We start from the raw sequence: 22,982 nt of genomic DNA, 5'->3' as shown, positions 1-22,982 counted from the left end.
CGATCGGGAACGGGCCCGGAAGGCCGCCCGCGATCGGGAAGGAGCCGGAAGGCCGCTCGCGATCGGGAGCAGGGCCGCGAGGCCGGCTGTGATCGGAAGCAGGGCCGCGAGGCCGGCTGTGATCGGGAACGGGGTCAGGGGGTCGTGCGGGACGTCCCGGCGGGTTCGGGCTCCCCGGAGTCCTTCGCGTCCCGGCGCCCGGTCACCAGCCTGGCGGCGCGCAGGCCCAGCCAGGCCAGTACGGCCAGCACGGCCACCAGGAGGTATTCGATCGCGGGGATGCGCACGATCTCGTCGGCCCGGTCCATGCCGCGCCCGGCGTAGACGAGGAGGACGGCGCCGGCGTAGACGGCGGCGAGCACCCACCGGACGTTCCGGGAGAGCCCGAGCCCGTGCATCTGGGTGATCACGAAGACCCCGAGGAAGCCGAACAGGAACATCGGCCACGCGCCGTCCGGGCCGCTGCTCATGACCGCGACGAGCGTGCCGTGCACGGCCACCAGGAGCTCCAGGGTCATGGTCCACCACCGGTTCGTGTGGGCCCGGGTCATGAACAGGCTGCCCTGCAACAGGAGCAGGAACATGTAGAAGAAGCCGATCAGGTGCCCGCCGGTGTTCTCCATGGGGTGGTACCAGAAGGTATAGATGGCCGCCCAGCTGAACAGGTAGCCATGGTATTTGCGGGCGAACCCCACCACCTCGGCCGAGATGGGGGCCGGGCGGCCGGCGAAGAGCCCCCGGCGCCCGTTCTCCATCAGCAGGACCACGACCAGGAGGAGGACCACCGACCCCTGCGAGCTGAAGATCGACACGTCCTGGGCGAGCCCGTCGTAGAACAGGTGGGTCTGCAGCGTGTGCAGGACGATGAACCCGAAGTTCACCGCCAGCGCCACGATGTTGATCCGTTGCAGGCCGCTGGTGTGGCGGCGGACCCTGGTCTGGGCGTAGTAGATCAGGCCCCACACCGTGAGCTGGTGCGCCGCGTAGCCGAGCCAGGCCGTCGCCCGGGTCCACACGGTCGGCTCGGGCAGTTTCCAGTAGTACCAGGAGGCGCCCTGGTCGGGCAGGAGCCGGATGCCGTGCAGGCGCTCGCCCAGCAGCCACACCAGTCCGGTCAGGACGGCGCTGGCCACGACACCTCAGAACAGCGCGCGGTGGGATCCCGCCCGGCGAGAAACGTTAAGCATGCTGAGTATTATGCGGTTCCCCGGTCAGCCGGTTTCCGCCGTCCCGCCCTCCCACGCGGCCGGACCCATCGGACCCGCTCTCCCGCACGACCGGACCTGCCTCCCACGCGGCCGGACCCGTCGGACCCGATCTCCCCCGCGGCCGGACCCGCCGGGTCCCGGGCACGGGCCGTACGGCATGCGGGCCGTACGGGGTCAGGAGGTGCGGTGGCGGTTCTCCTGGAGGTCGGCGAGAGGGTCGGCGGTGGCGGCGGCGGGACCGAGCTGGCGGGGGCCCGCGTCGACGTCGGCGGCCTCGGCCACCGCCTCGGCCGCGGCCTGCTCCGCCTGGGCCGTCTCCCTGGCGGCCGCCTCGCTGATCGCGGGGGCCTCGTGGCGGGTCGCCGGCGACTGGGGCAGCGACTCGGTGAAGGCCTTGGAGACGCCCTGGAGGGCGGAGGTGACCTCGCTGGGGATCACCCAGAACGTGTTGCCCTGGCCCTTGGCCAGCTCCGGCAGCACCTGCAGGTACTGGTAGGCCAGCAGCTTGGGGTCCGGGTCGTTGCGGTGGACCGCCTGGAAGACCTCGTCGATGGCCTGGGACTGGCCCTGGGCCTTGAGGATCGCGGCGCTCCGGTCGCCCTCGGCGCGCAGGATCGCGCTCTGCTTGTCACCCTCGGCGGTGAGGATCTGGGACTGCCGCTGGCCCTCGGCGTTGAGGATCGCGGCGCGCTTGTCGCGCTCGGCGCGCATCTGCTTCTCCATCGCCTCCTTGATGCTCTTGGGCGGGTCGATCGCCTTGATCTCCACCCGGTTGACCCTGATGCCCCACTTGCCGGTCGCCTCGTCCAGCACGCCGCGGAGCTGGCTGTTGATCGTGTCGCGCGAGGTGAGCGTCATCTCCAGGTCCAGCGAGCCGACGACGTTGCGCAGGGTGGTGACCGTGAGCTGCTCGACGGCCTGGATGTAGTTGGCGATCTCGTAGGCGGCCGCACGGGGGTCGGTGACCTGGAAGTACAGCACGGTGTCGATCTCCACGACGAGGTTGTCCTCGGTGATCACCGGCTGCGGGCGGAAGGAGACCACCTGCTCGCGGAGGTCGATCATCGGGTAGACCCGGTCGATGTAGGGGATCACGAAGTTCAGGCCCGGCTTGAGGGTGCTGTGGTAGCGGCCGAGCCGCTCCACGTTGCGGGCCCGTGCCTGGGGCACGATGCGGACCGAGCGGACCACGGTCAACACGGCGAACAGGACGACGAGCAGGCCGGCGATCAACAGTGCATCCATGCTCACTCCCGGGGATATACGAGCGCGGTGGCGCCCTCGATCTCGATGACGTCGACGACTGCGCCCGCTGGGATCACCAGCGTCTCGTCGTAGGCCCTGGCCGACCACTCCTCGCCGCCGATCTGCACCCGGCCGTCCCGGCCGGTCACCTCCCGTACCACATAGGCGGGCTTGCCGACGAGGGCCTGGATCCCGAACCGCTGTTTCGAGGACGTCTGCCGGAGCTGGCGCCTGGCGATGGGCCGGACCACGAACACCCCCGCGGCCAGCGCGCCGGTGAACACCAGGAGCTGGAGGGGGACGGGAAGGCCGATGACGGCGGCGAGGCCGGCGAACAGGGCTGCGCCGCCGAGCAGGCCCAGAGCGGTGGTCAGGGTGAAGATCTCGGCGATGCCCAGCACCACCGCGAGAATCAACCAGATCACCCAGTCGTCCATGCTCCGGCCCTCCTGCCTTGTTAAACGTGGCGAATGCCCGGGAGGTTCCTTCCCCTACCGTATGTCGTTATCTGGCGGAGTGTCAGGGGTCATCAGGAGCTGCGGCGGCTCGGCGGCGCGCAGGGCGCTGCCGCCGAGCCACTCCTCCCAGGAACGCTGCCAGTAACCCCAGCCGTTGTCCCAGCGGAGCTCGCGGTCGGTGCCCTGGATGACGACCGGGTCGCCGCGCAGGGAGCTGTCGAAGAACCAGGCGGCCTGGTCGGGCCGGGCGTTGACGCAGCCGTGGCTGACGTTCTGCCTGCCCTGCGCCCACACGTTGTCCTTGGCATGGACGTATTCGCCGCTGTTGGAGATCCGGACCGCGTGGTCGATCATGACGTCGTAGAAGCCGGGGTCGCCCTTCTTGCGGCCGGGGGAGACCATGCGGACCGGGTCGGCCTTGTCCATGGTCAGGTGGATGCCGCTCGTCGTGGTGTATTCCTCGGTGGTGGCCATGCCGGCGCTGATGGCCATCCGCTGGACCGTCCTGCCGTCCCGCATGACCCGCATCTGGTGGGTCCGGGTGTCGATGAAGCTGACCTGCCCCCGGCCGATGGCGAAGGGCACCGTGTGGTCGGCCGTGCCGTAGGTGTCCCTGGACGCGCGGACCCCGGACAGGTGCGCGGTGAAGGAGACCCGCTGCCGGGCCGGCCAGTCACGGCGGGGGCGGTAGACCACCTCGGTGTCGCTCACCCAGTGCCAGGCGCCCTCGACAGGTTTGGTGGAGCGGACCTCCAGGGCCTTCTCGACGGCCGCCCTGTCCTCCACCGGGACGGTGAAGTCCACGATGATCGGCATGCCGACGCCCACGGTCTCGCCCGGCGCGGGGACGACGGAGGCGACCTGGAAGGTCCGGGAGGGTGCGAGCGTGCGGAACCTGCCGTAGGTGGTCGTCGTGGCGCCGTCCCCGCCCGCCGCGGTGACCTTGACGATGTACTCCCGGTCGGGGGTCAGGGTCCAGTCCGAGCGCCAGGTGGAACGGGTGCCGTCGAACCGGCCCGGCACCGGGGCGCCGCCCCCGTAGGCGGTCACCCCGGTCAGCGTGCCCGTGGCGGCCCGGACGACCAGGCCCCGGCCGGTGCCGGCCCGCACGGAGTCCGGGGACGGGGAGATCTTCACTCTCGGCGCCGCCGCCGGATGGTCGCCTCCGGCCACGACCGACGAGCAGCCCGTGATGGCGAGGGGGAGGAGGACGATCGGGAGACATCCCGCGGCGTGCCGCATCTGTTCCTGCCTTCGGGGTCCGTGAACGTTTGCGACCCCACACTAGCGACGGGTGATCATGAGAGCACGCGAAGTCACATGGCGGGCCTATCGTGCGGGCCGGATGGTTCCCGACACCTCGCCCAGGGTGATCACGGTCCCGCCGGGACCGGGAGCGGACGCGGTGATCGTGACGGTGTCGCCGTCCTCCAGGAAGGTCCTGGCCGAGCCGTCGGGCAGTTTGAGCGGTTCGGTGCCGTTCCAGGTCAGCTCGATCAGCGACCCCCGCTCGTCCTGCCCGCCGCCGGAGACCGTGCCGCTGGCGTAGAGGTCCCCGGTGCGCAGGCGGGCGCCGTTGACGGTCATGTGGGCGAGCATCTGGTCGGGCGTCCAGTACATGTCCCGGTACGGCGGGCGGGAGACGACCTCGCCGTTCAGCGAGACCTCCAGCGTCAGGTCGAGGCCCCACGGCTCCCGGCGGCGCAGGTAGTCCAGCGGCTCGGGGTCCTGTGGCCGGCCCGGGAGGCGGGCCTGCGACAGGGCCGCCAGCGGGGTGACCCACGGCGACACCGAGGTGGCGAAGGACTTGCCGAGGAACGGCCCCAGCGGGACGTACTCCCACGCCTGGATGTCCCGGGCACTCCAGTCGTTGACCAGCGTCACGCCGAACACGTGGTCCTCGAACCGGCCGGCCCGCTCGCCGAGGGCCGTCGGCGAGCCGACCACGAAGCCGAGCTCCGCCTCGATGTCCAGTTTGGCCGAGGGGCCGAAGACCCCGGCGCCGCGCTGCCCGGACGGCCGCACGATCGGCGTGCCGGACGCCACGACGGTCCCGGCCCGGCCGTGGTAGCCGACGGGCAGGTGCCGCCAGTTCGGCTTCAGCGGCTCCTCGTCGGGGCGGAACATCCGGCCGAGGTTGGAGGCGTGCTCCAGCGAGCAGTAGAAGTCGACGTAGTCGGCCACCTCGACCGGCAGGTGCAGCGTGACCAGGTCCAGCGGGATCAGGTGCGCCTCGATCGCGGCCCGGTCGGTGCTCAGCTTGTTCTGGATCACCGCCCGGGTGGACTGCCACGCGGCCGAGCCCCTGGCCATGAAGGCGTTGAGCGAACCGGTGGCGAAGACCTCGTCGTGCAGGGCGCCGGCGAGGTCGACCACGTGCTCGCCGTACCGCACGCCGACGCGGGGGGTCTCGCCCTCCTGCCGGGAGAAGACTCCGTAGGGCAGGTGCTCCAGGCCCCAAGACATCACACGTTCTCCTCTACGTCGGCGGTCGTGCCGGTGATCAGGCCGAGGGCCAGCAGGTCCTCGATCGGGGTGCTCGTGCTGCACGAGCCGTACGACACCAGCAGCCTCCTGGCGCGCCCGGCGGTGTCGTCCGGTACGGCCCGCGCCAGCCGTACCAGCTCGCCCACGTCCGTCGAGCGCAGCACCGGCACCGGGTCCCGGCCCTCCACGGCCGCGCAGACCGCCAGGACCAGGTTGAGGAAGCCGTGCCGGTCGGCGCCCAGCGCCGGGTGGAAGTGGCGGACCGCGTTGTGCAGACCCGCGGTCGCCTTGAACGGGATGTCGCGCCCGGCGCAGTAGGTGATGAAGGAGCCAAGGTCCTGGGCGCTGGGGAAGGCGGCCGCGGTCAGCCCGCCGCACCTGATCTTCAGCCCGGTCCCGGGCGGCACGTCCACGGGGAGCTGGGCGGCGGTGACCTCGACGAACTGGCGGGCCGGGAGGTCCAGGGCGACGGCCCGCCCGCCCGGCACCTCGACCAGTTCGACGGCGAGGCCGGCGAGGTCGGCGGGCGACGGGACGTCCGGGGTGTCGAGGATCAGCCCGAGCCTGATCGGGAAGTCCAGGTGGGCGCGGAGCTCCGGCAGGCGGCCGGCCGGGCAGAGGAAGCGGTGGGTGAGCACCGGGCTGCCCCCGGCCAGGTCGGCCCGGTGCCGCCGCAGGGCCTCGGCCATCGGCAGCGCGGTCGGCGGGAACAGCCCGGCGTCGTCGACGAGGGAGTGGAAGAGCGTCATCGTGCCCAGGTCCACGCGTAGGCGGGGTCCTCGACCGACAGCCCGGCGGGGCCCAGGTCGAGCGGGCGGAAGGTGTCGACCATCACGGCCAGCTCGCTCGTCTGGGTGTGCCCCTGCCGTACCGCCTCGATGACGGCCTCGACGGCGCCCGGCTGCGGGCCGTGGGTGAACCCGGCGGGATGCAGCGAGATCGAGCCGACGTCGATGCCCGAGCCCTTGCGCGCGGTGTAGTCGCCGCCCGCGTAGAACATCAGCTCGTCGGAGTCGACGTTGTGGTGGTTGTAGGGGATCGGGACGGCGTCGGGGTGGAAGTCGAGAGGCCGGGGGCAGAACGAGCAGATCACGAAGTTCGGGCCCTCGAAGGTCTGGTGCACCGGCGGCGGGGCGTGGGTGCGCTTCACGATGGGCTCGAAGTCGTTGATGTTGAAGGCGTAGGGGTAGAGGCAGCCGTCCCAGCCGACCACGTCGAAGGGGTGGTTGCGGTAGACCAGCCGGGTCAGCCCGCCGCGCGTGCGGACCAGCACCGGCACCTCCTCGCCCTCGACGGTCAGCGGCTCCTGCGGGGTGCGCAGGTCGCGCTCGCAGTAGGGGGCGTGCTCCAGGAACTGGCCGTATTTGGACAGGTAGCGCTTGGGCGGCCGGATGTGCCCCGCCGCCTCGATCGCGAAGGCCGTGACGCGGCCCCGGGGGACCCAGCGGTGGATCGTCCCGGTGGGGATGACGACGTAGTCGCCCTCGCCGGCCTCGATGGCGCCGTAGGTCGACTCGAACCTGACCTGGCCACTGGCGATGTAGACGCACTCGTCGCCCATGGAGTTGCGGTACAGCTCGCTGGGGGTCTCGCTCGCGGCGTACGACATGCGGACGTCGGCGTTGCCCGCCAGCAGCCCGCGCCCGGTGACCAGGTCGCCGCCCGCCGGCAGGTCCTGGGTGCGGAAGTGGCGCGGGGAGAGGGGCAGGTTGGGGGTCAGCGCCGCAGCCGTCGTGGGCTCCACCGCCTCGGCCTTGATGATCGCCGTGGGGAGGTGGCGATGGTAGAGCAGGGACGAGTCGCTGGAGAACCCCTCCTCGCCCATCAGCTCCTCGGCGTACAGCCCGCCGTCGGGCCGCCGGAACTGCACGTGTCGCTTGCGGGGGATCTCCCCCACGACGCGGTAGTACGGCATCCGCTTCTCCCCAGCCTGTCCGATAAACGGACGTCAGTGTCCTTTATACGAACAACCATCTTTCACCTGCGCGGGGATGTCAACCAGGCGTGGCCGCGGGCCGTGCCGGTTCTCGGCGCATCTGATCCAGTCGCACAAATCTGATCCATGAGGCGATCCGTTCTCAGTGCTGTTGATCCGCTTCCGTTCGAGCGTGCCTGTGCGGTCCGGTCCTTCAAAGCATGGAAAGGACAGTGCAACAACCGCGCCTCAGCTCGCCGCCTGCTTCACCAGCGCACTGATCCGTGCCTCCACCTCGGCCGTCACCTCGGTCAGGGCGAAACCGGCAGCCCACATCGTGCCGTCGTCCAGGTTTGCCTGGTCGCTGAACCCGAGCGTCGCGTAGCGTGTCTTGAACTTGGCCGCGCTCTGGAAGTGGCACACGATCTTGCCGTGCAGTGTGTAGGCGGGCATCCCATACCAGAGCTTCGGCGCGAGGGCTGGGGCGCTGGCGGTGATGACGGCATGGACGCGCTCGGCCAAGATCCGGTCGGATTCCTGCATTTCGGCGATCTTCGCGAGTACGTCCCGCTCGTCCTGCGCCGTCTTGTCGGCACGTGAGCTGCGGCGCGCCGCCTTCTTCTGATCTTGTGCATGGTCCTTCATCGCGGCCCGCTCCTCGGCCGTGAATCCCTGGTAGGTGCTGCTCATGGTGGATTTCTCCTTGAGGATCTTGATTTTCGGGATCTTGAGAAGGGACCTTGTGGTCCTCTGCTCGGGGGCGGTGCCACCGGAGCGTGAAGCCTCGGGCAGGCGGCGTGTCCGGTCGAGGCGTCGGACCGACCAGCTCAGTTGCCGTCGCGCATCAGCTCGCGGTCGGGCGGTTCGCTCTCCTCGCGTCGAGCCCGGATGCGACCTCCCACACGAACCCGTCCGGGTCGGTGAAGGACCTGGCGTCGCTGCCGATCACGATCCGGTGCGATCCGACGCCCTCCTGGGAGACGCCGGAGTCCTTGGCGAGGGCGCGGCGCGGGTAGAGCGCCAGCGTGACGGCCGACGACGGGGTGTCGAACTCGACGTACTTGCCGCCGAAGCTCTTGGCCACGGCCAGGCCGCGCTCGACGTAGAACCGCTTGCTCGCCTTGACGTCCGCGACTCCCAACAGGAGCGCGACCTGATCGACGTGCCGGGCGGCAGGGCCGGTGTCCTTCTTCGTCGAGGACGCGATCTTGCAGATCGTCCCGTCCGGAGCGCGTACGACGCCGCCGTAACCCCAGAACCCCTTCGTGGCGGGCTTCAGCGTCGTGGCGCCGGCGTCGAGGGCGGCGCCGATGAGGGCGTCGACGTTGCCCGGCTGAGAGGCCACGAGGGACAGCGCGAACCCACGGAAGCCGGTCGTCGGCGCATCCGAGGCGCGTACGTTCACGTAGGGGTCCAGACCGAAGGCGTTGTAGAAGGCGTCCGCGGCCGTGGGGTCGGGAACTTCCAGGGTGACGGATGTGAAGGAGGTCATGGCAGGTCCTTTGAGCGAGGTGGGTTCGTTGTCTTGTCGGCGGCCGCTACGCGGCGGGTATGGCAGGGCAGGTCGGCGCTCACCGGTCCTGGATCAGCCCGAGGACGTTGCCGTCGGTGTCGGTGACGGTGGCCGCCAGGCGGCCGCCGCCGACCTCGTGCGCGGCCTCCTTCACGGTGGCTCCCGCGGCGGTCACCTCGGCCAGCTTCGCCTCAATGTCCGGTACGTGCCAGTAGGCCACCGGCGAGGCCATGCCCTGCGGTCCACCGTCCGGCACCAGTCCGATGTGCTGGCCCTCGGCCTCGAAGCCGACGTAGTAGGACGAGTCGGTCTGCGGCGCGATGCCGAGCAGGGCCGCGTACACCGCCTTGGCCTTGGCCAGGTCGGACACGGGGTGCAGCACGGTCTTGATTCCCTGGGGGGAAGAGCCGGTCATGGTCGCTCCTGTGGTCGTGGGTCACATCGACCCGCTGTTTGCGTGTTCACAGCTTCTCTCCCGGCCTGGCGGGTCCACATCCGTGGTGATCACGGAACCCGACCACGGATCGACGGCACGGATCGCGCACGGTGGCCATTGCGGATGATGTGCAGAGAGGATGCGGGAAACTGGGACAGTGGTGACAGAAGTGGAGATCTCGCCTCGGGAAGCCGAGGTGCTGGAACTGGTCGGAGCCCATCTCAGCAACGCCGAGATCGCGGCACGGCTGTGCATCTCGGTGCGTACCGTGGAGAGTCACGTCTCCTCGCTGCTGCGCAAGCTGGAGGTGCCGGACCGGCGGGCGCTCGCCCGGCGCGCGCCCGAGCCTGCCGACGCCGGCCCGTCGCATCCGGCACCGGTTCTGCCGGCCCCGCTGACCTCGTTCGTCGGCCGGGTGAGCGAGCGGATCGAGCTGACCGGCATGCTCAAGGCGCACCGTCAGGTGACCGCGGTCGGTCCCGGCGGAGTGGGCAAGACCCGGCTGGCGTTGGCGGTGGCCGCGGAGGCAGCCGGCGAGTACTCCGACGGGGTGTGGTTCGTCGACCTGGTCCCGGTCACCGATCCGGACCTGATCGCCACTGCGGTCGCCGGTGCGGTCGGCCTCGGCGAGCAGCCCGGTCGCGACATGACCGAGTCCGTGGTCGCCGCGCTGGCCGACCGCCATGCGCTGCTGGTGCTGGACAACTGCGAGCACGTGGTGGACGGGGTGGCGCTGTTTCTTGAGCGGCTGCTGGCGACGTGTCCCCGGGGGGCGGTGCTGGCGACCAGCCGGGCACGGCTGATGGTGCCGTTCGAACGGGTGTATCCGGTCCCGCCGCTGTCGCTGGCCGTTGACGGTGAGTCGGACGCGGTCGCGTTGTTCATGGAGCGGGCGGCGGCGGTGGGCCGGTCGCTGGACCCTGCGCTGCGCGACCAGATCGCCTCGATCTGTGATCGGCTGGATGGGATGGCGCTGGCGATCGAGCTGGCCGCCGCCCGGTGTTCCACGCTCGGGCTGGACGGCATCACCGCCGCCCTGTCGCACCCGCTGCGGATGCTGACCGGCGGCTCCCGTGCCGATGAGCGGCACCGTTCGGTGCGGGGGGCGCTGGACTGGAGCCATGCTTTGCTGGAGCCGGCCGACCGGGCGCTGCTGCGCCGGGTGTCGGTGTTCGTGGCGCCGTTCACCGCCGTGGCGGCGGCGGCGGTGGCCGGGGGTGAGGAAGGCGTCGTCGCCGAGGGACTGGCCCGGCTGGCCGAACAGAGTCTGCTGGTGGTGACGGCGTCCCCGGGCGGTACGGAGTACCGGGCGTTGGAGACCATCCGCCAGTACGGGGTGGAACGGCTGTCCGAGGCCGGTGAGCTGGTCGACGCTCGATCCCGCCACGTCCGCTGGTGCCTGGCCAGGGCCGCCGGTCTGGCAGCGGCACGGGGGGACCGGCGGGCCGGGTTCGACGCGGTGGCGGACGATCTGCGCGCGGCCCTGGCGTGGGCGGCCGGTCAGCCGGAACAGCGCACGGACGCGTACGGTCTCGCCCGGCATCTGGCGGAGCTGACCTTCGTCCGTAACCTGATCGGCGAGTCCCAGGGGCGCTATGAGCAGGCCGCCGCGCTCGCCGACGACCCCGCCGCCGTCGCGTCGATGCTTCGGCATGCCGCGGCCGTGGCCAGCTGCCGGATGCACGGTGATGACATGTACCGCCTGCGCCGCGCGGCCGCGGACGCCGCCCGCCGGTCCGGCGACACCGCCGGCGCCGCCTGTGACCTGGCGACCGTCGCCGCCAACGCCTACCGGTTCTCCGGCAAGTTCGTACGGAAGCTGCCACAGGAAGAGGCGGTCGCGCTCATCACTCAGGCGCGGGAGCTGGGCGGTGACGACCCGGCCGCCCAGGCCGCGGTGGCGCTGGCCGAAGCTGGGCGGGCGCTCACCGAGCTCGGTGCCGCACCGGGCCTGAACGACGACGCGGTTCCCATGACGATCGCACGCGCCGAACGAGCGGTCGAACTCGCTCACCGTACGGATGACCCGCTCGCCGAGTCCGCCGCGCTCGATACGCTCACCTGCGCCCAGAGCTGGGCCGGTGACACGTTCGCCGCCGCCGGCACGGCCCGGCGCCGGATCACACTGCTCTCGTCCACACCGGACACCCCGGCCGGTACCCACGAGCTGATCGAGGCGCTCGGCGAGGCCACCGAGGCCAGCCTCGGCACCGGCGACCTGCCGGGTGCCCGCCGGTGGGCACGGCAACTCGCGGATCATCCCTTGCTGGCGGAAGTCGGCCACCGGGCTACGGGCTGGCTCCTTGTGGCCGACACGTTGGCGGGCAACGTCGAGGAGATACTCACCGGCAGCATCCGGTTCCTCGACGCGTGGCAGCGGGCCGGCAGGCCCGCCATGTCCGTCCTGGGTCCGCCGGCGGCCGCAGTGGCGACGATCCACGGCCTACGCGACGACCAGGATGCCTGGCGCGAATGGAGCGCGGTGCTGAATCAGCTCGACCCCTCACCGGGGAATACCTGCGGCTACGGGGCGGTCTTCGACGCGATGCTCCTGCTCCACCGTGGGCAGGCACCGGAGGCACTGGAGCGGATGGCGCCTGAGCCCGGCGAGGTGTGGCAATGGGTCACCTGGATCTGGCTGCACTGGTACGTGGCGCTGCGCGCCGAAACCGCCGTGCTCGCCAGGAGCTCCGACGCCGGCGACCGTCTGGCCGAGGCTCGGACCATCGTGGCCGGCAACCCGGTCGCCACTGCCATCGTGGAGCGGGCCCAAGCGCTGCTCGACAACGACCAGGAGCGGTTGCTCGCCACGGCAGACGCGTTCGACACCGCCGGCTGCCGCTATCAGTCGGCGCGGACCCTGGTGCTCGCCGGCGGCGACCACGCCGCCCGCGGCGCGGCCGCGCTGGCCGATCTCGGCTTCGCCCCGATGGCCCTGCCCCGGATCACTTCATATGGGAACCGACAAGCCGGATCCGGTCGGCGGCGAGCGGATCCGCCTCGGCGGGGATGAGGCCGCACGTCCTCACCCCGGAAGCTGCCGGCAACCCCGCCGATGGGCTCGACCAGAGGTCAGGGGCGGTAGTGGGGATTGTTCACGTAGTCCCCGAACGTCTCCGTCGCGGCGTCGTAGGGGCGCGCCCCCTTGATGAACCGCCCTTCGACCCCGCCGGGGAACGCCACCTCCTGCTGGTGTCCGGTGCGAAGGGCGGTGCCCATGGTCTGGGAGAGGTCGATCCCGCCCGGCGCGTCCACGTCGTAGAGATATCGCATGGGGAATATGTCCATCGGATTGGACAGCCGGGTGGTGCTGACGAACGCCGACTCCTCGAACCGCAGATGGGATTCGAGATCGGTGTTGTCGGGGCGCCGGGGGTGGAAGCCCGGTCCGAAGACCTCGTCGGGGTGGCGGTCGTCCGCGCGCCGGAGGATGAGCCGGTCGGTGCGCCAGACCGGAGCGGGGGTGATCGCCTTGACGTTGACGTTCCGGTTGGCCGCCGCCCGCAGCGGATCCGGCCGTCCACCGAACCGCATCCGCAGCTGGCTGGGGGGTTTGGCGGCGAGGATGCGGCGGAGCCGGGCCGCGACGCCTCGGGCCAGGGTCCTGCTGAAGAACCGTCCGAGTTCGCGGCGGAAGACGGCCACCGCGCGCTGGGCGAACACCCGCGAGCCGAAGACGGCCGTACGCGCCTGGACGGCGGCCATGCCGAAGGTGAAGGCGGACGCCGCGACGGCCCACGCCAGGATGGCGGCCACGATCCCGGCCGCGACGATGAGGACCTTCTTGAGGATCTCGACGAGGGTGGCGAACCCGTCGTGGGTGTCGGCCAGGGCGTGCAGGGTGGTGGCGAGACTGGACAGGTGCGCGGAGTCGTCGCCTTCGCGGTGGTAGTCGGCCCAGAAGGCGGTGAGCGCGTCGACGTCGTCGCCGGCGTTGTCCGCGGCGGCGAACCGGACGGCGCCCTGCGTGCCCGGGATGACGTCGGCGGTGATCGTGGTGGCACAGGACCGGTAGGCGGTGGCGCATTCGCGCAGCCTGTCCTCGTCCTCGGTGGGCCACGGCACGCCCAGCATCCCGAACGCGGTCTCCAGCCCGGCCGGAAGCATCACCGCCATCGGGCCGCCCCCCGCCCGCCACGCCGCCGTCCGGCCGTCATCTCCCTGACCGGTCCCGTTCGGGACGGCCGGCTCACGGCAGGTGTCATCGGATGGACGGATCCAGATCCTGGACGGTGGCCATGTTGAGCGACTCGGTGGCACGTGCCTGGTCGCCCATCTCCCGGACGCCCGTGCCGGTCATGTCGAGGTTGGCGTGAAGGTGACCGCATGCCTGGGCGAGCGTTTCGTTGATCTGGTCCATGACCATGCCGATGACGCCGATCCCCCATGGAGAGCGTTCGCCGCCGGCGACGGCCTTCAGCAACGCGTCCGTGTGCTGCCCGAACAGATCGACCGGCTCTCGCATGCGCTGCCCGGCACCGCTCAACGACACCTGATCGACCTGCAGCTCGCGCCCCACCGTGCACCCCCGTACGGCTCGCCCTGTCATCAGAAACATGGATTATTGCCTGATGTGATCGATAATTCCTATGAATTATGGCAAATCGCACGATAGTGGTGGGAGAAGGTGTCCGGGGAGGCGGGACAGGGGCCCGCCGATACGGGGGCGGCCCCGCGCTCTCAGGTGGGTTCGGCGGGGGCGGTGTACCGGGCCTCGATGAGCTCGCACACGCGCCTTCTGGTCTCGGCGGCAGACTCTCCGGGAGCCCGTTCGACCCCGGCCACCTCGGCCGCCAGCTCCTCGTCCTTGACCTGTTCCGCCAGCCATCGCGAGTAGTCGCCCCGGCCCAGGTGATAGGTCCACGTGTCGTCGTCGACGCCTTCGGCGAGGCGGCAGAACGCCGTGAGGTTGTCGGCCCGCAGGTTCAGCGCCTCCCGGGGGCCGCGGAAGTAGAAGCTCTTGTCCTCCCCGAGCTCGCCGGTCGCGTACTTGCGGCGGTGCCGGCGGCGCTCCTCCTCGGGCGGGATCAGCTCCACCCGGACCGGCTCGCCGCCGAGCTCCCAGAACAGCAGCTCCCCGGTCGGCAGGTCGGGGAAGTCCCGGTGGGACATGTCCTGGCCGGTGGCGGCGGCGAACGTGCCGAGGATGTCCCCCGGGCGCTCCCCCACCGCGACGACCGCGTTGAGCGCCCGCACGACCGGCTCGCTGACCGCGCCGGGGTGCACGGTGACCAGCAGCAGCCCGCCCATCTCGCCCAGCAGCCCGGCCGGCTGCAGGCCGAAGCCCTCGGGCATCATGTGGTGGGCCTCGTCGACCACCAGCCAGTGCGGGTGCCCCTGGCGGGCGCACAGCGCCGACAGGCGGGGCAGCAACGCCTCGAAGAAGCCCGGCCGGTCGTCGATGGACAGGCCCAGCAGGTTGACCACGACGCTCTGCCGGACGTCCTCCAGCAGCCGGAGCACCTCCTCGCCGGTGGGCGCGCGCCGGGCGTCGCCCAGCACGACCGCGCCCTCGACCCCGTCGGCGTAGTCCCCCTCCGGATCGATCAGGCAGAACTGGTAGCCGGCCCCGGCGACACGCTCCAGCAGCGCGGCGGTGACGGTGGACTTGCCGCTGTGCGAGGGCCCGGCGACCAGCAGCCGCAGGCCGTACGGCGGGACGGACACCTGGCCGGCCGCACCGGTGCCGAGCGGGAGGCGGTGCCGCACGACGTCCACGCCGGCCAGGTCGTCCGCGAGAAGGCGGTCGACCAGCTCGGTGACCCCGGCGCCGTGGTCCCGCCCGGTCACCAGGTCGCAGCGTTCCTTGACGGCGGGGAGCGCGTTGGCCACCGCCACCGCGCACTCGCAGGCCGCCAGGAACGCGTGGTCGTTCTCGGCGTCGCCCACGCCCACCGTGCTGTGCTCCGATATCCCGAGTTCCGCCAGGGCGGCGGCCAGGCCGCTGGCCTTGTTCATCCCCGAGGGCAGGACCATGATCGCGCCCTTGTTGAAGATCACCTGCATCTCCAGGCCGAGGTCGCGGATCGCGTGGAGAACGGTCTCGCCGTTGGGCTCCCAGGTGGCCACGATCACCGAGCCGACACCGAGCGGTTCCACGCCCAGGTCGCGCAGGCGCTCGACGAGCGCGGCGGGCGGCCCCTCGGCCAGGGGCGAGGTCGCCTGCTCCGCGGGCTCCCTGGGGCGGTACAGCACGGCCCCGTTCTCGGCGACGATCCGGTCGAACAGGTCCAGCCGCCCGAAGTCCCGTCTGAGCTCGTCGATCTGCCGGCCGGTGACCAGCAGCAGCCGCCGCCCGGAGCGCACGAGGCGTTCGAGGGCGGCCACGGTGCCGTCGTCGACGTGACCGTCTGCGGCCAGCGTCCCGTCGTAGTCGCATGCCACAGCGTGGTAACGCATACTTCCTCGCCTACCCCCGTCCGGCGATGAGACCATCCCGAACAGGTGAATTCCCGGTCCTCACCGCTGGGCCGCGAGGCCGCCGAAGGCGACGGGGAGGTGCCGGGGGCCGCGCAGGACCGGGTTCTGCCGGTACGGCGGCGGGTCCTCCACGAGCCGCGGGTCCTCCAGCCGCCGGGCGAGCTCGGTCAGCGCGAGCTGCGCCTCCAGCCGGGCGAGGGGCGCGCCGAAGCAGTAGTGGATGCCGTTGCCGAAGCCGAGGTGCTCGTTGTCCCGGCGCAGGGGGTCGAACCGGTCGGGGTCGCGGAAACGCCTGGGGTCCCGGTTGCCGGAGGCCAGAACGAGCCAGATGGGCGCGCCGGCGGGGATGACGGTGCCGGCGATGTCGATGTCGGCGAGGGCGGTGCGCTGGGGCAGCAGCTGCACCGGCGGCTCGTAGCGCAGCAGCTCCTCCACGAGCGGGACGGCCAGGTCGGGGTCGGCCCGCAGCCGCTTGAGCGCCTCCGGGTGGCGCAGCAGCGTGAGCATCCCGTTGGTGATGAGGTTGACGGTGGTCTCGTGGCCGGCGATGAGGAGCAGGACGGCGGTGGTGATCACCTCCACCGGTGACATCAGCCCGTCGGGGCCGTGGTCGGTGACCAGGGCGGAGAGCATGTCGTCGCCGGGCGCGCGGCGGTGCTCCGAGATGAGCCCGGCGAGGTAGGCGCCCAGCTCGGAGCGGGCCTGCTGGGCGACGCGCTGCCGCTCGGCGGGGCCCTCGGCGGGGTTGGGGTCGAGGGCGGCGACGATCGTCTCGGCCCAGCCGTGGAAGAGCGCCTCGTCCTGGTGCGGCACCCCCAGCAGCTTGCAGATCACCATCACGGGGAAGGGGTAGGCGAAGTCCTCGACGATGTCGACCCGGTCCCTGCCCTGGAAGCCGTCGACCAGGCCGGACACCATCCGGGCCAGCTCGCCGCCCATGTCGTGGACCCGCCGGGGGCAGTGCGGCGGCCCGAACGGCCGGGTCGCCAGGCGGCGCAGCCGGTCGTGCTCGGGCGGGTCGAGCCGGAGGAAGCTGGGGGGAAGGGTCGTGTCCTCCTCCGGCGGGAGGACCTCACCCGGCTGGGCGGCGCGGTTGCGCGCGTCGGAGCTGAGCCGCGGGTCGCGGAGCAGGCTGACGATCTCCCAGTAGGTGCTGACAGCGTAGACGCCGTCGTCCTGCCGCGACACCGGCGTCCTGCGGAGCTCGGCGTAGAGAGGGTACGGATCGGCGCGGCTGGCGTAGTCGGTGATCTGGTGCAGCAGGGTTCCCGATGGCATGGCGGAGTCCTTGAACATGGTCGGCCTGGGCGCTCGTCGTCAGGCACGGGCCGGGGTGAAGACGACCCGCCGATCGCTGGGCGAGTAGCCGCTCAGGGTGACGGTGGGGCCGTGGGTGGGCAGGGCGGGGTCCGGGAAGTCGGCCCCGACCGGCCGCAGGCCCTCGGGCCGCCGGTCGACGTTGGTGAAGTCGGGCGGGAACGGCGCGGCCGACTCGATCTGCTCGCGGTAGAAGTCGATCCATCTGGCGTGGTCGAAGGTGACCGCGGCGATGACGCGGCCCTGGTGGCCGTAGGCCGCGGCGAAGCGGTGCTCGGCGAGCGACCCCTGGGTGACGATGATCTCGTCACCCATGGGCGGCACGCCGACGGACTTGATGTTCACCCCGAACTGGGCGGACCAGAAGGCCGGCACCCACAGGTGGGGGCGGCGGTCGGGGCCGCGGCTGATCATGTTGTGGGCGGCGACCTCGGCCTGCGCGACCGCGTTGCCCCAGTGCTCCAGGGAGAGGAACTGGTAGCCGAAGAGCGGGTGCGGGGACCGGGCGACGTCGCCGGCGACGAAGATGTCGTCGGTGACGATGCCGTGCACGTCGAAGGCCCGGCACCCGGCGTCGCAAGCGACGCCCCGCGGGCCGGCGCCGAGCCCGGAACCCGCGAGCCACTCGGTGTTGCGCATCGCCCCGAGCGCGATCACCGCCACGTCGACGTCCAGCGTGCCGCCGTCGGACAGGTGGGCGCGCCTGAGCCGTCCGGCCGGATCGCCTTCGAGCGCGGTCACCGTGATGCAGCAGCGCAGGTCGACACCGTGCTCACGCTGGAGCTCCGCCGCGACCGCGCCGACGACGCCGCCGAGCGCGCCCACGAGGGGGGCCGGGCCGCGCTCGGCGACCGTGACCTCCAGCCCCCGCTCGCGGCAGGCGGAGGCGACCTCGGAGCCGGTGAACCCGGCGCCGACGACCAGCACCCGGCGGGGCCTGGCGGCCAGCCTCCGGTTCAGCCGGGCGGCGTCGTCGCTGGTGCGCAGGACGAAGACGCCGTCAAGGTCGGCCTCCGCGTCCCTCGGCCACGGCCGGGCACGGGTGCCGGTCGCGATCAGCAGGCGGTCGAAGCCGACCTCCTGCCCGTCGGCCAGGCGCACCCGCTTGCCGGTCAGGTCCAGTCCGGCGGCGGCGACCCCGAGCCGCCACTCCGCGTCGATCGCGCGGCGCCGGGGAAGGGCCGTGCCGTCTGCGGGCACCTTGCCGAGCAGGACCTGCTTGGACAGCGGCGGCCGGTCGTACGGCTCGTGCGGCTCGTCTCCGATCATGGTCAGCGACCCCGTGAAGCCCTCCTCGCGCAGGGTCTCCGCGGCCCGCAGGCCCGCCAGGGAGGCGCCGACGACGACCACGCGGCCGTGTCGCCTGAACGCCTTGTCGGACCCGTCAACGGCCATCGGTCCCCGCCCTCTCCAGCGCGATCGGCCGCTCCGGCGTGCCCGGCGCGTCGACCTGGTCGACGAGGATGGCCTGGACCGGGCACGCGGCCGCGGCCCTCATGACCTGCTCGCGCCGGGCCTCGTCGGCGCCGGGGTCGTACATCAGCGCCTCCTCACCGTGCATGGTGAACACGTCCGGCGCGAGGAAGGCGCACTGCGCGTATCCCTGGCACCGGTTGAGATCGACGACGAGCCTCATGAGGACCCTGTCCCTTCGACGGGTTCGGCCATCAAGTGCTGTTCAGCGTAAGCCGCTGACCAGGGAAGATGTCATCCGGAATCGCCGTGTTACGCCTTTTGGCGCTGGCTTTGCCGTGTTCCTCCCGAACGGTGGCCGATCGGTGCCGCCGGTGTGATCGTCCCGACCCGTGATCATCTCTTTGAAGCCCGCGAGTTGATCACTATCGTCGGCTGCGACGGATGCCGGGGGACGTGCTCCAGGGGTTCTGGAGGCCGTACGCCGACTCATGAGATGGGGTGACCGGATGACTGCCGGCGATGGGTTCGCCTATGACGGAAGTGTCTTCAACGAGGTGGCGATGAGCTTGGAGGGCATGGCGGAAAGACTCGGGACGCTGAGGTATTCGGGGGACACGGTCGCTCTCCCCACCTGGGCGCTGGGCGGAGCGGGTGAGTGGCCCGCCCGGCACGAGTACGGGAAGACCTGGGAGGAGCTTGAGCAGGAGTTCAACTACGGCGAGACCGAGGGCACGTCTCTGGCGGAGATGATGCGGAGGACCCGGAAAAGCTACGCCGGGGCCGAAGGTGCGAGTGTCCGCAGGGTGCTCGACGCCGTGACCGAGGCCCGGAACGCGGACCCCGGCGAAGTTTCCTTTTCCTCGGGTTACTCCGATTATGAGATGGAGTCGTTCGCCGAATCCTTGATGAACCCGACCGCACTGTCGTATGGCGCCGGGGTGGCCGCCATGGCTGCGGGCATGGGGGGCCGCGCCATCCATAACTTTACAAAAAGGGAGGAGAGTGCATTTCTCCTCGACAGGAGAAGGGAAATCAATGATACAGCGGAAAAGCGCATAGGCAGAGTCGGCAAATCTATAGTCAGCCATATGGAGGACACTAATTGGACAAACGACCTCGGTGAGAAGGATGCGGCATATCGGAATTCTTTGTACAAAAGGGTGGATGGTCTGCACGCGGAGAGGGAGAGGAGGCTGTCGGAGCTCGCCAAGTACAGTAAGGCCACGCAGGCGAATCTGGCGCGCGCGAAGGCGTTCTCCTGGGCGGCCATGGCCGGTGGGCTCGTCTGGACCGCCATGATCATCCCCTCGGACGAGGACCTCGACCGTGCGGTCGCGGGCTGGGGCGAGCTCGCCTACTACTGCGGAGAGGCGTTCGGGCACGACACCGGCCTGGTCCGCGAGGCCATAACGGCGGCCTGGGCCGGGCCCGCCATGGACGCCGCCGACGCGAGGCTGGTCGAGTTCGTCGCCGCGGGCGTCCATCTGGCCGAGAGGGTGCGCCGCCTGTCCGACGCGCTCTCCGACACGGTCGAGGATCTCGACCGCATCCACAAGGTCGCGCTCGTCTTCTCCGTCGCCAGCCTCGGAGCCATCGCGGGGGCGGGAATCGCGGCGCGGTTCAACCCCGCTCTGCGCCCCTTCGTCGAGCTTCTCGGCGCCAGGCTCTCCGCCGTGACCATCGTCTGCGCGAACATCGCCCCGGCGGCCGCCGCCGCCGCGATCGCCGGGTACCGGGCGTTCGACGCGAGCCGGGCGACGAAGATCGGTGACCGTGAGATCACCGGGTTCCGCCGCTCTTGACCGGGGTCTCGCCGGGCGGGTCCGGGCGGCGGTAGCCGCTCCCCGCCCCCTCGTCGCGGATGGACGGGCGTTCGAACCGGCTGACCCACGCGAACGCGCGCTCGAACGGCCTGTGGGCGCCGGAAGTGGAAGAATTCCAGCGTTTGAACAAGCTTGGGTGTTTTGGTGTTTTATGCCCGATCTAGGCTGGGAGGAGTTCCGGCATGCCAGCCGGTTCCGCTGCCTCAGGAGGAAGCCATGACGAAGTTCATGGACGTCCATCACGGCATGGCGGGCATCACCGACCAGCAGTTCCGTGACGCCCACGACGCCGACCTCGCCATCCAGGCCGAAGAAGGGGTGTCCTTCGAGCACGCGTGGGCGGACCCGGCGGAGGGCGTCATCTACTGCCTGTCGGAGGCGCCCGACGCGGAGGCCGTCCAGCGGGTCCATGAGCGGGCGGGTCATCCGGCCGACGAGATCCACCCCGTGCCGCTGACCGTCTGACCCGGAGCCGGGAGGGCGCGCGTCCGCGCCTCCGTCTGTCTGCCACGGGACCGGTGAGGCGCGCGGCCGTGCCTCCGTCAGGCCAGAGCCGTGGCCAGCTCGGCGGCGGCGGCGGCCACCCGGGGGCCGACGACCTCGGGGTCGAGGGGGGTGAAGGCGACCACTCCCACGGACGCCTCAAGCCAGGGCACGCCGGGGACGGGGGCGGCTATGCCCCGTGCCCCCTCCTGGAGCTGGCCTTCGGTGATCACGTAGTCGGTGCGGCCCTGGCGCAGGGCGAGCACGGCGAGCCCGGCGGCGCCCCTGGCGAGCGGATGGCGGGAGCCTTCGCGGTAGGCGACGTGCATGTCCGTCCAGGAGGGTTCGACCACCGCCACCGCCAGGCCGTCGTCCCCCTCGGCCACGGTGAGGTGCGCGGTCGCGCCGACCTCCTCGGCGAGCCCGCGCAGGGTGGGCAGGGCGCCCTCACGGAGCAGGGGCTGGACGGCGCGCGCCAGCACGAGCACGCCGAAGCCGAGGTGGACGCGGCCGTCCCGGTCGCGGCGGACGAAGCCCTCGCTCTGGAGGGTGGTGAGCAGGCGATAGACCGCCGGGCGGCTCAGTCCGAGCTCGCCCGCGAGCTCGGTGGGAGTGCGGCCGCGGCGGCCGTCGGCGAGCAGGCGGAGCAGGCGGAGGCCGCGTTCCAGCGTCTGCGACGACTCGGCCGGCATCAGGGCACCTGCTGGGCTGGGAGCATGCTCCCGATTATCGACGGTGCCCGCAGTGCGGACGGCGCGCGGACGGCGCGGGGTGGTGGTTCCGCGGGAAACGGCGCGTGGATCGGCGGTCTCGCGGCGAAGGACGGGACGCGGTGTCCGGTGATCGGTGGTCTCGCGGGGAACGGGACGCGGTATGCGGTGGTCGGCGGGCTTGCGGCAGGGGACGGGACGCGGCGTCCGGTGATCGGTGGGCTTGCGGCGGGGAACGGAGATGCCCGACGGTGGGGGAGATCCACAGGGAGATCCACAGAAGGGGGTGGCCCGAGGCATGAAGTCCGTCATCGTGGTCGGAGCGGGGATCTGGGGCACGTCGCTGGCGTTGCGGCTGGCGGAGTCGGGGTGGCGCGTCACGCTGGTCGAGCAGTACCAGCCCGGACATCTGCGGCAGGCGAGCGCCGGGGAGACACGGTTGCTGCGGGCCTCGCACGGGACCGACGACTGGTACGCCCGGATGGCCCGGCGGGCCCGTGAGCTGTGGCGGGATCTCGGCGAGCGGGTCGGCGAGGAGCTGTACGCCGAGACGGGGATGCTCTGGTTCGCGCGGCGGGCGCAGGGGTGGGAGCGGGCGAGCGCCTCGGTTCTGGAGCGGCTCGACATCCCCCACGAGATCTGGGATCCGGCCCGTGCGGCCGCCCTCTTCCCCGACTTCCGCGGGGACGACCTGGAGTTCGTGCTGTGGGAGCCGCAGGCCGGGGTGGTCAGGGCCCGGCGGGCCACCCAGGTGACGGCCCGCCTCGCCCGTGCGGCCGGCGTCACCCTGGTCAGGGGACGGGCCGAGCCGTACGGCGCGGGCGTCCTGGAGCCGTACGACGTGGTGGTCCCGCGCGGGACGGAGGCGTACGGCATGGCGTTCCAGGGGTGGGCGGAGCCGAGCGGTGGGCCCGCGGTCCGGGTCGGGGATGAGGTGCTGCGGGCCGACCGGGTGGTGTGGGCGTGCGGGGCGTGGCTGCCCCGGCTCTTCCCCGGGATGGCCGATCTGCAGGTGACCAAGCAGGACACGGCGCACTTCGCGGTGGCGCCCGGGTGGGACACGCCCGCCTGGGTCGACTACGACGCGTCGGTCTACGGGCACGGTGACCTCGACGGCCTGGGGATGAAGGTGACCTCGGACATCGAGGGCGAGCCGTACGACCCGGAGACCGGGGACCGGCGGATCTCGCCGTCGAGCGAGGAGGCGTCCCGCGCCTACCTGCGCCGCAGGTTCCCGAGCCTGGCCCAGGCGCCGGTGCTGTTCAGCCAGGTCTGCCAGTACACCCTCACGCTCGACGGCGAATGGGTCATCGCCCAGCCGGAGGACGGGGTGTGGCTGCTCGGCGGCGACTCCGGCCACGGGTTCAAGCACGCACCCGCCCTGGCCGAGTACGTCGCCGAGATCCTCGACGGCGCGCGGGAGCCCGAGCCCCGCTTCGGGCTCCACCCGAGGGTCCCCGTCCGGGGCCTGCGGACGAGCGGCCGGACCGACCGGGCGGACCGCTGATCAGTTGTCATGCCGGTAATAACCGGAGGCCCGGAATGTGCAGG

The 22,982-nt window shown here is 71.5% G+C and carries 21 protein-coding genes; 4 read left to right on the top strand and 17 right to left on the bottom strand.

The genetic code is table 11. From position 1 onward, the window contains the following. Positions 1 to 134 precede the first annotated feature (134 nt). The 10 genes from SROS_RS42735 to SROS_RS42690 all read right to left on the bottom strand — a co-directional run bounded on the left by SROS_RS42735 (position 135) and on the right by SROS_RS42690 (position 9,241). Positions 135 to 1,133, bottom strand: a complete 999-nt coding sequence (locus SROS_RS42735) for a hypothetical protein (protein ID WP_012895211.1) — start codon at positions 1,131 to 1,133, stop codon at positions 135 to 137. Positions 1,134 to 1,382: 249 nt separating this feature from the next. Beyond that, the gene (locus SROS_RS42730; RefSeq protein ID WP_012895210.1) at positions 1,383 to 2,453 is read right to left on the bottom strand and encodes an SPFH domain-containing protein; all 1,071 of its coding nucleotides are present in this window, start codon (positions 2,451 to 2,453) and stop codon (positions 1,383 to 1,385) included. 2 nt (positions 2,454 to 2,455) lie between these two features. Then, positions 2,456 to 2,890 (bottom strand): NfeD family protein, encoded by a 435-nt coding sequence (locus SROS_RS42725; protein ID WP_012895209.1) that lies wholly within the window; start codon positions 2,888 to 2,890, stop codon positions 2,456 to 2,458. A gap of 54 nt (positions 2,891 to 2,944) precedes the next feature. Then, positions 2,945 to 4,153: a L,D-transpeptidase gene (locus SROS_RS42720; protein ID WP_012895208.1), complete on the bottom strand. Its 1,209-nt coding sequence runs from the start codon at positions 4,151 to 4,153 to the stop codon at positions 2,945 to 2,947. A gap of 87 nt (positions 4,154 to 4,240) precedes the next feature. Then, the gene (fahA, locus tag SROS_RS42715) at positions 4,241 to 5,377 is read right to left on the bottom strand and encodes a fumarylacetoacetase (RefSeq protein ID WP_012895207.1); all 1,137 of its coding nucleotides are present in this window, start codon (positions 5,375 to 5,377) and stop codon (positions 4,241 to 4,243) included. Then, positions 5,377 to 6,162, bottom strand: coding sequence for a hypothetical protein (locus tag SROS_RS42710; protein WP_148269402.1), 786 nt, complete (start codon positions 6,160 to 6,162; stop codon positions 5,377 to 5,379). Before SROS_RS42710 ends, fahA begins: the two co-directional genes overlap by 1 nt. Then, complete coding sequence (locus tag SROS_RS42705; protein WP_012895205.1) at positions 6,144 to 7,313, bottom strand: homogentisate 1,2-dioxygenase; 1,170 nt, start codon at positions 7,311 to 7,313, stop codon at positions 6,144 to 6,146. The genes SROS_RS42710 and SROS_RS42705 overlap by 19 nt, the downstream gene beginning before the upstream one ends. Positions 7,314 to 7,562: 249 nt before the next feature. Then, complete coding sequence (locus tag SROS_RS42700; protein WP_012895204.1) at positions 7,563 to 8,003, bottom strand: iron chaperone; 441 nt, start codon at positions 8,001 to 8,003, stop codon at positions 7,563 to 7,565. Positions 8,004 to 8,157: 154 nt separating this feature from the next. Next, positions 8,158 to 8,805, bottom strand: coding sequence for a VOC family protein (locus SROS_RS42695; protein WP_012895203.1), 648 nt, complete (start codon positions 8,803 to 8,805; stop codon positions 8,158 to 8,160). Between the two features lie 79 nt (positions 8,806 to 8,884). Then, positions 8,885 to 9,241, bottom strand: a complete 357-nt coding sequence (locus SROS_RS42690) for a VOC family protein (protein WP_012895202.1) — start codon at positions 9,239 to 9,241, stop codon at positions 8,885 to 8,887. A 178-nt stretch (positions 9,242 to 9,419) separates the two neighbouring features. On the opposite strand from SROS_RS42690, the gene SROS_RS42685 reads away from it, so the two are divergent. Further along, positions 9,420 to 12,275, top strand: a complete 2,856-nt coding sequence (locus SROS_RS42685; protein WP_012895201.1) for an ATP-binding protein — start codon at positions 9,420 to 9,422, stop codon at positions 12,273 to 12,275. A 59-nt stretch (positions 12,276 to 12,334) separates the two neighbouring features. On the opposite strand, the gene SROS_RS46715 is transcribed toward SROS_RS42685, so the two are convergent. The 6 genes from SROS_RS46715 to SROS_RS42655 all read right to left on the bottom strand — a co-directional run bounded on the left by SROS_RS46715 (position 12,335) and on the right by SROS_RS42655 (position 18,635). Continuing rightward, complete coding sequence (locus SROS_RS46715) at positions 12,335 to 13,378, bottom strand: scabin-related ADP-ribosyltransferase (protein WP_012895200.1); 1,044 nt, start codon at positions 13,376 to 13,378, stop codon at positions 12,335 to 12,337. 85 nt (positions 13,379 to 13,463) lie between these two features. Beyond that, positions 13,464 to 13,811 carry a hypothetical protein gene (locus SROS_RS42675; RefSeq protein ID WP_148269401.1) on the bottom strand — a complete coding sequence of 116 codons (348 nt, stop codon included), beginning with the start codon at positions 13,809 to 13,811 and terminating at the stop codon, positions 13,464 to 13,466. Positions 13,812 to 13,942: 131 nt separating this feature from the next. Further along, positions 13,943 to 15,661: an HAD-IIB family hydrolase gene (locus SROS_RS42670; protein ID WP_012895198.1), complete on the bottom strand. Its 1,719-nt coding sequence runs from the start codon at positions 15,659 to 15,661 to the stop codon at positions 13,943 to 13,945. A 60-nt stretch (positions 15,662 to 15,721) separates the two neighbouring features. Continuing rightward, entirely contained in the window at positions 15,722 to 16,960 is a 1,239-nt protein-coding gene (locus SROS_RS42665) for a cytochrome P450 (RefSeq protein WP_043658157.1), read from the bottom strand. A 39-nt stretch (positions 16,961 to 16,999) separates the two neighbouring features. After that, on the bottom strand, positions 17,000 to 18,394 hold the full coding sequence (locus tag SROS_RS42660; protein ID WP_012895196.1) for an NAD(P)/FAD-dependent oxidoreductase: 1,395 nt from the start codon (positions 18,392 to 18,394) through the stop codon (positions 17,000 to 17,002). After that, positions 18,384 to 18,635: a ferredoxin gene (locus SROS_RS42655; RefSeq protein ID WP_012895195.1), complete on the bottom strand. Its 252-nt coding sequence runs from the start codon at positions 18,633 to 18,635 to the stop codon at positions 18,384 to 18,386. The genes SROS_RS42660 and SROS_RS42655 overlap by 11 nt, the downstream gene beginning before the upstream one ends. A 286-nt stretch (positions 18,636 to 18,921) precedes the next feature. On the opposite strand from SROS_RS42655, the gene SROS_RS42650 reads away from it, so the two are divergent. Continuing rightward, positions 18,922 to 20,217, top strand: a complete 1,296-nt coding sequence (locus SROS_RS42650) for a hypothetical protein (protein ID WP_043654118.1) — start codon at positions 18,922 to 18,924, stop codon at positions 20,215 to 20,217. 237 nt (positions 20,218 to 20,454) lie between these two features. After that, complete coding sequence (locus SROS_RS42645; protein WP_012895193.1) at positions 20,455 to 20,703, top strand: SCO4226 family nickel-binding protein; 249 nt, start codon at positions 20,455 to 20,457, stop codon at positions 20,701 to 20,703. 77 nt (positions 20,704 to 20,780) lie between these two features. Here the strand turns inward: SROS_RS42645 and SROS_RS42640 are convergent, their stop codons facing one another. Next, on the bottom strand, positions 20,781 to 21,413 hold the full coding sequence (locus SROS_RS42640) for an IclR family transcriptional regulator (RefSeq protein ID WP_012895192.1): 633 nt from the start codon (positions 21,411 to 21,413) through the stop codon (positions 20,781 to 20,783). Positions 21,414 to 21,729: 316 nt separating this feature from the next. Between SROS_RS42640 and SROS_RS42635 the strand changes: the two genes are divergently transcribed. Further along, positions 21,730 to 22,938: an NAD(P)/FAD-dependent oxidoreductase gene (locus tag SROS_RS42635; protein ID WP_012895191.1), complete on the top strand. Its 1,209-nt coding sequence runs from the start codon at positions 21,730 to 21,732 to the stop codon at positions 22,936 to 22,938. Positions 22,939 to 22,982: the final 44 nt, after the last annotated feature.

The organism is Streptosporangium roseum DSM 43021 (assembly GCF_000024865.1).
Taxonomy (GTDB): Bacteria; Actinomycetota; Actinomycetes; order Streptosporangiales; family Streptosporangiaceae; genus Streptosporangium; species Streptosporangium roseum.
The sequence above is the reverse complement of the archived record's forward strand: the minus strand, read 5'-3'. Positions and strand labels throughout refer to the sequence as shown.